This window comes from Pseudomonas sp. 7P_10.2_Bac1 (assembly GCF_025465935.1).
GTDB lineage: Bacteria > Pseudomonadota > Gammaproteobacteria > Pseudomonadales > Pseudomonadaceae > Aquipseudomonas.
In genome coordinates, this window is the sequence record NZ_JANLNV010000036.1 from 35,613 (window position 1) to 41,851 (window position 6,239).

Consider the following 6,239-nt stretch of genomic DNA (forward strand, 5'->3'; position numbering starts at 1 on the left):
ATCAGGTTACAAACAGGGACGTGAGCTTCTAAGCCGCGGGCATCACAGAAAATGACTACGTGCCAGCAAGCTGCCGTTAACGCTGCGGGATCGCCGCGCGCTTGGGCCTGAGCTCATAAACCCGCCGGGGATGATTGGCGATGAATGCGTCGATTCTACACGGCTGGCGGCGGGAAGGAACGGGGCAGACAGCCAATCAGGGGGTAGATGGCCGACTCAGGCTGCATCGGATTAACGCCCGCAATAAGGTAGTCGATGAACGGTTTATCGTCCGCCCCGCACTGGCGACGCAAAGTGTCCAGTTTGCCCCTCGGTCTAGTCGTTCATAACACTCAGAGGCTAGAGTGAGAAAAGACTTTTCTCAGCAAGGATTCTGAATGCTTACCCTCAACCGTTCCGTCTATGGGTGTCTGGCCATTGGTCTGGTGCAAGGGCTCTTACTGTGGCTGGCCAGCGATTTGGGCGCGTCGAGCCTGCAGTTTGCTTTGGTGACGTTTGCGCTGGTCGGCGGTATCAATCTGATTTTGCTGGGAGGCAGCGCCTTTCAGCGAGGCACGATCTGGCTGCTGGGCGTGTTCACGCTGTTGATGACGGCCATCAGCGCATGGACGTTTCAGGAGGGCGGGGACTTTTGGCGCTCCAGTCATTGGCTGGAAGGCAGCTGGACGTTTTTCTCGGTCGTCATCACCTACATCGTGACGGCGTTTCTCCTCAGTTGGCCGACGCGCGACGGGCGTTTTACGCGCTATGAAGATTTGTTCCGGCATGCCTGGGACACGGTATTCATCGTGTTGCTGGGCATGCTGCTCAATGCGGTGTTCTGGTCGTTGCTGCTGTTGTGGGGCGGCCTGTTCAAGATGCTCGGGATCGTGGCGCTGAATAAGCTGTTTTTCACTGACGGCTTTATCTACATCAGTTCGATGATGGTGTTTGCGCTGGGCCTGAACATGGGGCGCGAGAATGATCGGGTGATCGGTCTGCTGCGCGGGATTCTGCTCACGTTGTGCCGCTTCTTGCTGCCCTTCAGTTCGATGATTGCCATCGTCTTTGTGGGTGCGCTGCCTTTCACCGGGCTTGAGCCGATCTGGAACACCGGCTATTCCACGCCGATCATGGTGTGTCTGGTGGCCGTCAATCTGTTCTTTCTCAACGGCGTTTTTCAGGACGGGCACTCCAGTCATGGCTACTCGGTATGGCTGGTGCGCATGGTTGATCTGTGCCTGCTGTGTTTGCCGTTGCTGGTGGTGCTGGCGGGGTATTCGACCTGGTTACGGATTGATCAATATGGCCTGACCCCTAGCCGCCTGCTGGCGATGTTACTGGTGCTGGTGGTCTTTGCTCACAGTGTGGCGGCGGTGTGGGCGATGTTTGCCCCTCAATCGGGCTGGCTGGGCAGTTTGCGGGTCAGCAATCCGTTGATCGCCCTGGCCTGCGTGGTGCTGTTGCTGGCCATTCATACGCCGTGGTTCAACCCGTTGCAATTCAGCGCGAAAAACCAGGTGCAGCGTCTGTTGAGCGGTAAAACCCCGGTGCAGGCGTTTGATGCAGAGGCCTTGCGCTATCAGTTGGGTCTACCGGGCAAGCAGGCGTTTGAGGCGTTGCTGGCGCAGGTCGAGCACGGTCAGGTGCTGTCTGAACCTGAGCGCGCACAATTGTTGAAGCGCCTCAAGAGAGCAGAGGGCCGTGATGACACTCAGGCGCGTAACAAGCGGATGCTGGAGTGGATCGGGCCGGAAGTCGCAGGCAGCGAGCAGTTCGATGATCCGGCGATCAGCAAGGAAGACTGCTTGAAGCCCGGATGTGTGCTGTGGGCGGTCGACCTGGATCAGGATGGGCAAAGCGAAGTGCTGTTACTGCCCAAGACGTCCTGGCGCAACACGCTGTATTTCTTCAAGCGCGACCCAGCCGGAAAGTGGCACGAAGCGGGGACGTTTGAAGCACTGGACAATACCCCGCATTTGATCGAGCAGATCCGTGAGGGCAATGCGAAGGTGGTGAAGCCGCGTTATCAATCGTTGGACATCGACGGGGTAGAACTGAGCCCGCAAGTGAGTGGTTCACGAGCGCAGTAAGTGCAGTTATAGACGCGGGCGTGTGAATGTAACTAATGACCTCTACGAAAGTGCAATAACGCTGTGAGCCTTCGGGTTCGCAGCGTCAGGGTGAGTTACATCATAAATATGAGCGCTAATGGTGATTAGGTAGTAGCTATGTATCGGCTAGTTAAAATAAAGGTTGTTACATTTTTAAGCGAGTGAGTCGGATTGGCCTGCTAGTTTTATTTATGACGTTTAAATATAACTGCGGGAATATTATGTATCCAATAGATGCCACTCGTTATCGCGCCAAAGGCTTTAATCGGCGTGTTCGTTTTTTAATCATGCATTACACGGCAATAAATTTTAGTGCCTCAATCAACGCACTCACCGGGCCGTTGGTCAGTGCTCACTACCTTGTTCCCGACCCCTCGGATCAAACCTACAGTGAAGCGGGCTTTACGGATCTGCGCATTTTTAATCTGGTGGATGAAAACGAGCGTGCATGGCATGCCGGCGTCAGCCAATGGAGTGGGCGCAGTAATCTAAATGACACCGCCATCGGTATCGAGATCGTTAACTTGGCGACCGACAATAATGGTCACTTTGAGTTTCCTCCCTTTAATGCAACGCAGGTGGAGGCGATCAAAGAACTGGCTGCGGATATTCTGCAACGCTATCCAGATATTCAACCCACCCATGTGTTGGGTCACAGTGATGTTTCCATTGGCAGAAAGAGCGATCCGGGCGCTGCGTTTCCCTGGAAAGAACTTTATATTGCTGGCGTTGGGGCTTGGTATGAAGAGTCGACGAAGCAGAAATATCACTCACGCTTTTGTCGCGATCTGCCTATTAAAGCCGATGTTGTAGCGAAACTTCGTAAGTACGGGTATGAAACTTCCGCTGTAGCCAGTGATAGCGCTTATAAACAATTAATACGGGCCTTTCAGCTTCATTTCCGGCCGCAAAATTATGACGGCGTCCTGGATGCTGAGACGGCGGCCATTATTTATGCCTTGGTTGAAAAGTACTTCCCTTGAATCCATGCCCCGCGTGTGCGCGTTCATGTGGCGATGGCAGGCAGGGATCGCCTGCAGGCCATCGCCACACGTCAGCAACGCTTAGCTGTTTGGCAGCAGGCGGCAGGTGATGCTCTTGATGTAGCGTGTTTCGACGATTGCCGGGTGCACCGGATGATCCGGGCCCTGGCCGCCGCGCTCCAGCATCTGGATGTTGCGGTCCAGGTGACGGGCGCTGGTCAGCAGGATGTTTTGCAAGTCGTCTTCGGGCAGGTGCATCGAGCACGAAGCGCTGACCAGAATCCCGTCCTTGGTGAGCAGGCGCATGGCCTGTTCGTTGAGGCGGCGATAGGCAGCTTCACCATTTTTCAGGTCTTTTTTGCGTTTGATGAAGGCAGGCGGGTCGGCCACGATGACATCGAAGCGTTCTTCGTTGGCTTTGAGTTCTTTAAGCGCCTCGAACACGTCACCTTCCATGCTGGTGACCTTGTCGGCCAGGCCATTCAAGGCGGCGTTGCGATCAACGCCGTCCAGTGCGAAGCCCGAGGCGTCGACGCAGGTTACTTCGCTGGCGCCAAACGCAGCCGCTTGCACACCCCAGCCGCCGATGTAGCTGAACAGGTCCAGGACTTTCTTGCCTTGGACATAAGGGGCCAGGCGGGCGCGGTTCATGCGGTGATCGTAGAACCAGCCGGTTTTCTGGCCTTCCATGACCGGTGCTTCGAACTTGACGCCGTTCTCTTCCAGGGCCACCCACTCCGGTACCAGACCGAAGACGGTTTCGACATAACGCTCAAGACCTTCCGCATCGCGGGCTGCCGAGTCGTTCTTGAACAGGATGCCGCGAGGCTTGAGCACTTGTACCAGCGCTGCGATCACGTCGTCTTTGTGCTGTTCCATGGTCGCGGAAGCCAGTTGCACCACCAGAATGTCGCCGAAACGGTCAACGACCAGGCCGGGCAACATGTCGGAATCGCCGTACACCAGGCGGTAGTAAGGCTTGTCGAACAGGCGGTCGCGCAGGGACAGGGCCATGTTCAGGCGGTGTACAAGCAGCGACTTGTCGAGTGGCAACTTGATGTCGCGCGACAGCAGGCGAGCGCAGATGAGGTTGTTCGGGCTCATGGCCACGATGCCCAGGGGTTTGCCGCTCGCGGTTTCGAGCAGGGCCTGGTCACCGGCCTTGAAGCCGTGAAGAGGGCTGGAAGCTACATCAATTTCGTTGCTGTAGACCCACAAGTGGCCGGCGCGCAGGCGTCGATCGGCATTGGCTTTAAGGCGCAGGCTTGGCAGGGACATGAAGTCGCTCCGGGTATTGAAAAGGGCGCGATTATAGCCTTAGACGCCACCTGCAAGCTCGGCTGATTCGCGGTATTGCGTCGGATCGCGTGCCCAACCGCGCAGAAAATTCCGCTAGAATCGCCGGCTATTCCAGAGTGTGCAGACATGCCCCCAGAGCTTTCATCCCAACAGATCAGCCAGGCTTTGCAAGGCATCAGCGTGCCGCCTCAACCGCAAATCATGGTGGATTTGCAGATGGAGCAGTACATGCCGGATCCGGATCTTGAGGTCATCGCTCGCTTGATCGCCCAAGACCCCGGCTTGTCGGGTGCGCTGCTGAAGATCGTCAATTCGCCGTATTACGGGCTGACCAACAAAATAGCGTCCATTCGCCGCGCGGTGACGCTACTGGGCAGCCGCACGGTGATCAACCTGATCAACGCCCAGTCGATCAAAGGCGAGATGAGTGACGACACCATCGTCACCCTCAACCGTTTCTGGGACACCGCCCAAGACGTGGCCATGACCAGCCTGACGCTGGCCAAGCGCACCGGGATGTCGGCCCCGGACGAAGCCTATGCGCTGGGGTTGTTCCACGATTGCGGCATCCCTTTGATGCTCAAGCGCTTTGCTGACTACATGCACGTGCTGGAGCAGGGCTACGCCAGCGCGGGCCCTGGCCGCCGTGTGGTAGACACCGAAAACCGGCACTTCAACACCAACCACGCCGTGGTCGGTTACTACACCGCCAAGTCCTGGCGCTTGCCGGCGCACCTGACCGAGGCCATTGCCAACCATCACAATGCGTTGGCGATTTTCAGTGACGAGTCATCACGCAACAGCCAACTCAAAAACCTGCTGGCGGTGCTCAAGATGGCCGAGCATATCTGCGCGTCGTACAAAGTCCTGGGCAATCAGCGCGAAGACCACGAATGGAACAGCATCAGCCACCTGGTGCTGGACTACATTGGCCTGTCTGACTATGACTTCGAGAACTTGAAAGAAAGTATCCGAGAATTGGGGGCGCACTAGATGCCTGAATTACCAGAAGTCGAAACCACCCGCCGCGGTATCGCCCCGCACCTTGAAGGGCAGCGGGTTAGTCGGGTCATTGTGCGCGACCGGCGTCTGCGCTGGCCGATCCCCGAAGACCTGGATGTGCGCTTGTCCGGGCAGAAAATCGTGCAGGTCGAGCGCCGTGCAAAGTATTTATTGATCAACGCCGAAGTCGGGACGTTGATCAGCCACTTGGGCATGTCGGGCAATTTGCGTCTGGTCGAGGCTGGGTTGCCGGCGCTCAAGCATGAACACGTGGACATTGAGCTGGAGTCTGGGCTGGCCTTGCGCTACACCGACCCGCGCCGGTTTGGCGCGATGCTCTGGAGCCTTGACCCGCTGAACCACGAATTGCTGATCAAGCTGGGGCCGGAGCCGCTGACTGACCTGTTTGATGGCGAACGGTTGTTTCAGCTGTCGCGCAAGCGGGCGATGGCGGTCAAGCCGTTCATCATGGACAACGCGGTGGTGGTGGGTGTGGGCAACATTTATGCGACCGAAGCGTTGTTCGCCGCAGGGATTGATCCACGTCGCGCGGCCGGAAGCATTTCCCGGGCGCGTTATTTGAAGTTGGCGATAGAGATCAAGCGGGTGCTGGCGGCGGCGATCGAGCGGGGCGGTACCACCTTGCGCGATTTTATCGGCGGTGATGGTCAGCCGGGCTACTTCCAGCAGGAACTGTTCGTATACGGTCGGGCGTATGAGGCCTGCAAGGTCTGCGGGACCGAACTGCGCGAGGTCAAGCTGGGCCAGCGCGCCAGCGTGTTCTGCCCGCGCTGCCAGAAGTAACACCAAACCCTGTAGGAGCGGGGGTGGGGGGGGGGGGGTTTTTTTTTTTTAAAATTTG

The 6,239-nt window shown here is 57.2% G+C and carries 5 protein-coding genes; 4 read left to right on the forward strand and 1 reads right to left on the reverse strand.

The features are described from left to right. Positions 1–377 precede the first annotated feature (377 nt). A complete protein-coding gene (locus tag NTD86_RS06995) occupies positions 378–2,072 on the forward strand; it encodes a DUF4153 domain-containing protein (RefSeq protein ID WP_262201433.1) in 1,695 nt (564 codons plus the stop codon). Positions 2,073–2,314: 242 nt separating this feature from the next. Beyond that, positions 2,315–3,076 (forward strand): N-acetylmuramoyl-L-alanine amidase, encoded by a 762-nt coding sequence (locus NTD86_RS07000; RefSeq protein WP_262201437.1) that lies wholly within the window; start codon positions 2,315–2,317, stop codon positions 3,074–3,076. Between the two features lie 81 nt (positions 3,077–3,157). Here the strand turns inward: NTD86_RS07000 and NTD86_RS07005 are convergent, their stop codons facing one another. Further along, on the reverse strand, positions 3,158–4,354 hold the full coding sequence (locus NTD86_RS07005) for a class I SAM-dependent rRNA methyltransferase (protein WP_262201434.1): 1,197 nt from the start codon (positions 4,352–4,354) through the stop codon (positions 3,158–3,160). Between the two features lie 201 nt (positions 4,355–4,555). Here NTD86_RS07005 and NTD86_RS07010 point away from each other — a divergent pair, with 201 nt between their 5' ends. After that, on the forward strand, positions 4,556–5,368 hold the full coding sequence (locus tag NTD86_RS07010; protein ID WP_262201438.1) for an HDOD domain-containing protein: 813 nt from the start codon (positions 4,556–4,558) through the stop codon (positions 5,366–5,368). Then, a complete protein-coding gene (mutM, locus tag NTD86_RS07015; protein WP_262201435.1) occupies positions 5,369–6,181 on the forward strand; it encodes a bifunctional DNA-formamidopyrimidine glycosylase/DNA-(apurinic or apyrimidinic site) lyase in 813 nt (270 codons plus the stop codon). The last annotated feature ends 58 nt before the right edge of the window (positions 6,182–6,239 follow it).